The sequence below is a fragment of the Mesorhizobium sp. WSM4837 genome (genome assembly GCF_055811435.1).
In genome coordinates, this window is record NZ_JBVVQE010000134.1 from 2,501 (window position 1) to 6,437 (window position 3,937).

Here is a 3,937-nt window from a genome sequence, read left to right on the forward strand (position 1 = left end):
GCCTGTTCTGTTTGACATCGTAAAGAGAAGATTTGTTCGAACTTCATAGCCCGCAAGGGGTGTGATTTGTCGCGGGAGACGCTCAATCTCCCGCATATGATGGGTTTGCCTAACCGCACCCTCGAACCGATCTCGAGAAGCTGGTCTTTTTGTGCCAATGCCATCAGGCGACAATCCTGCACAGGATTTAGCTGAAGCGACGATCTCTTCGAGATCGCGCTGGGCGACGATCTCTTCGAGATCGCGCGATGGGTATTGGCAATGAGAACGATCAAGTGTCTTAAGGGCAATTGGTGGATGCCTTGGCATGCACAGGCGATGAAGGACGTGATACGCTGCGATAAGCTACGGGGAGGTGCGAATACCCTTTGATCCGTAGATTTCCGAATGGGGAAACCCACCTAAGGTGCTTGGAAAATCAGAGCAGCAGGTAATTGGCGCGAGATCCCAAAAGGATTGAGCGTTAAGCGACGATCTCTTTGAGATCGCGCAGACTTGCTGCTGTGGTTTCCAAGTATCTGTTATAGGTAACTTATCCTGAATACATAGGGATAAAGTGGCGAACGCGGGGAACTGAAACATCTAAGTACCCGTAGGAAAGGACATCAACCGAGACTCCGGCAGTAGTGGCGAGCGAACCCGGACCAGGCCAGTGGCGATGATGAGACAAGCGGAACCTTCTGGAAAGTAGGGCCATAGTGGGTGACAGCCCCGTACGCGTAATGCAAATCATCGTCCTCGAGTAAGGCGGGACACGTGAAATCCTGTCTGAAATTGGGGGGACCACCCTCCAAGCCTAAGTACTCGTGCATGACCGATAGCGAACTAGTACCGTGAGGGAAAGGTGAAAAGCACCCCGACAAGGGGAGTGAAAGAGTACCTGAAACCGATTGCCTACAAACAGTGGGAGTCCAAGGTTCGTCCTGGGTGACCACGTACCTTTTGTATAATGGGTCAGCGACTTAGTGTGACGAGCAAGCTTAAACCGCTAGGTGTAGGCGCAGCGAAAGCGAGTCTGAACAGGGCGTTCAGTTCGTCGCATTAGACCCGAAACCGAGTGATCTAGCCATGAGCAGGTTGAAGGTAAGGTAACACTTACTGGAGGACCGAACCCATAACTGTTGCAATAGTTCGGGATGACTTGTGGCTAGGGGTGAAAGGCCAATCAAACTCGGAAATAGCTGGTTCTCCGCGAAATCTATTTAGGTAGAGCGTCGACCGAATACCCCAGGGGGTAGAGCACTGGATGGGCTAGGGGTCCTCACCGGATTACCAAACCTAACCAAACTCCGAATACCTGGGAGTACTAGTCGGCAGACACACGGCGGGTGCTAACGTCCGTCGTGAAAAGGGAAACAACCCTGACCTACAGCTAAGGTCCCCAAGTTATGGCTAAGTGGGAAAGGATGTGAGGATCCCAAAACAACCAGGATGTTGGCTTAGAAGCAGCCATCATTTAAAGAAAGCGTAACAGCTCACTGGTCTAAATAAGGGTCTTTGCGCCGAAAATGTAACGGGGCTCAAGCCATACACCGAAGCTTAGGGTTCGTGAGCAATCACGAGCGGTAGCGGAGCGTTCTGTAAGCTGATGAAGCCATACCCGTGAGGGGTGGTGGAGGTATCAGAAGTGCGAATGCTGACATGAGTAACGTAAGGGGAGTGAGAGACTCCCCCGCCGAAAGTCCAAGGGTTCCTGCTTAAAGCTAATCTGAGCAGGGTTAGCCGGCCCCTAAGTCGAGGCAGAAATGCGTAGACGATGGGAACCACGTTAATATTCGTGGGCCTGGAGGAAGTGACGGATCATTGAGGTAGTCCAATCTTATCGGATTGAACGGGCTGCTGCGTGGTTCCAGGAAATAGCTCCTCCTTATAGACCGTACCCGAAACCGACACTGGTGGACTGGTAGAGTATACCAAGGCGCTTGAGAGAACTATGCTGAAGGAACTCGGCAAATTGCACGCGTAACTTCGGAAGAAGCGTGACCCTTTTCCACGCAAGTGGAGGAGGGTGGCACAGACCAGGGGGTAGCGACTGTTTATCAAAAACACAGGGCTCTGCGAAGTCGCAAGACGACGTATAGGGTCTGACGCCTGCCCGGTGCTGGAAGGTTAAGAGGAGGGGTGCAAGCTCTGAATCGAAGCCCCAGTAAACGGCGGCCGTAACTATAACGGTCCTAAGGTAGCGAAATTCCTTGTCGGGTAAGTTCCGACCTGCACGAATGGCGTAACGACTTCCCCGCTGTCTCCAGCATAGACTCAGTGAAATTGAATTCCCCGTGAAGATGCGGGGTTCCTGCGGTTAGACGGAAAGACCCCGTGCACCTTTACTATAGCTTTACATTGGCATTCGTAGTGGCATGTGTAGGATAGGTGGTAGGCTTTGAAACCTGGGCGCCAGCTCAGGTGGAGCCACCCTTGAAATACCACCCTTATCACTATGGATGTCTAACCGCGGCCCGTCATCCGGGTCCGGGACAATGTATGGTGGGTAGTTTGACTGGGGCGGTCGCCTCCTAAAGAGTAACGGAGGCGCGCGATGGTGGGCTCAGAACGGTCGGAAATCGTTCGCTGAGTGCAATGGCATAAGCCTGCCTGACTGCGAGACTGACAAGTCGAGCAGAGACGAAAGTCGGTCATAGTGATCCGGTGGTCCCGCGTGGAAGGGCCATCGCTCAACGGATAAAAGGTACGCCGGGGATAACAGGCTGATGACCCCCAAGAGTCCATATCGACGGGGTTGTTTGGCACCTCGATGTCGACTCATCGCATCCTGGGGCTGGAGCAGGTCCCAAGGGTATGGCTGTTCGCCATTTAAAGCGGTACGTGAGTTGGGTTCAGAACGTCGTGAGACAGTTCGGTCCCTATCTGCCGTGGGTGTAGGAATATTGAAAGGATCTGTCCCTAGTACGAGAGGACCGGGATGGACGGATCTCTGGTGGACCTGTTGTGGCGCCAGCCGCATAGCAGGGTAGCTATATCCGGACGGGATAACCGCTGAAGGCATCTAAGCGGGAAACCCACCTTAAAACGAGTATTCCCTGAGAACCGTGGAAGACGACCACGTTGATAGGCCGGGTGTGGAAGAGCGGCAACGCTTGAAGCTTACCGGTACTAATAGTTCGATCGGCTTGATCGTTCTCATTCCCTATGCCCATTTTGGGCGACAATCCTTCGGATTGCGCCGCGCGACAATCCTTCGGATTGCGCCGAGATGGTCTGTTCTCACTCACGCTTGTTCCGCCCTGGGGCGGCGCTACGTGGGTGCGGCGCATCGGCGCCGACGGTCGGTCGACCTTGCGAAGCTTCGCTTCGAAAGGCGCCAAGACCAAAGAACGGTAAAGGCACACATAAGACCAGCGAACAGCTCAGGAGAGAGCAGAAAATAGGGTCCCCTATTCGCTACTCTCTCATCGCTATTCGCTCAAAAAGCTTCTCGAGCAACGTGCGCTTTGCCGACCTGGTGGTTATGGCGGAGCGGCTGCACCCGATCCCATTCCGAACTCGGCCGTGAAACGCTCCAGCGCTGATGGTACTTCGTCTCAAGACGCGGGAGAGTAGGTCGCTGCCAGGTCTGCAAAACGCACGTTGCAAAAAAATCAAAATCTTCTCTCTACCAAAAGGCCCGCCAATCGGGAGCCCGGGCCGCGCAAGCGGCCCTTTCAGTTGGCGCAAGCTTGATTCCAGTGAGCCAAGGCTTACTTCTGACGTTGACGCGGGGTGGAGCAGCGCCCCGTCCGCTCGCAAAGGCCGAAGGCCTCAAGGACGGACAAAACAAAAAAGTCCGGGCTGCCCGGCCGGCATTCGCCGTCTAGTTGACGCGGGGTGGAGCAGCCCGGTAGCTCGTCAGGCTCATAACCTGAAGGTCACAGGTTCAAATCCTGTCCCCGCAACCAAATCCACAAAACGGCCCGCATCACGCGGGCCGTTTTGCGTTTGC

Annotated in this window: 1 tRNA gene and 2 rRNA genes; all 3 read left to right on the top strand. The window is 54.4% G+C overall.

Annotation, left to right across the window (positions count from 1 at the left end):
- The first annotated feature begins 269 nt into the window (after positions 1 to 269).
- Positions 270 to 3,136, top strand: a 23S ribosomal RNA gene (locus AC0L3D_RS35620).
- Positions 3,137 to 3,456: 320 nt separating this feature from the next.
- Positions 3,457 to 3,571: ribosomal RNA gene (gene rrf, locus AC0L3D_RS35625) — 5S ribosomal RNA — on the top strand.
- A gap of 245 nt (positions 3,572 to 3,816) precedes the next feature.
- Positions 3,817 to 3,893, top strand: a tRNA-Met gene (locus AC0L3D_RS35630).
- Positions 3,894 to 3,937: the final 44 nt, after the last annotated feature.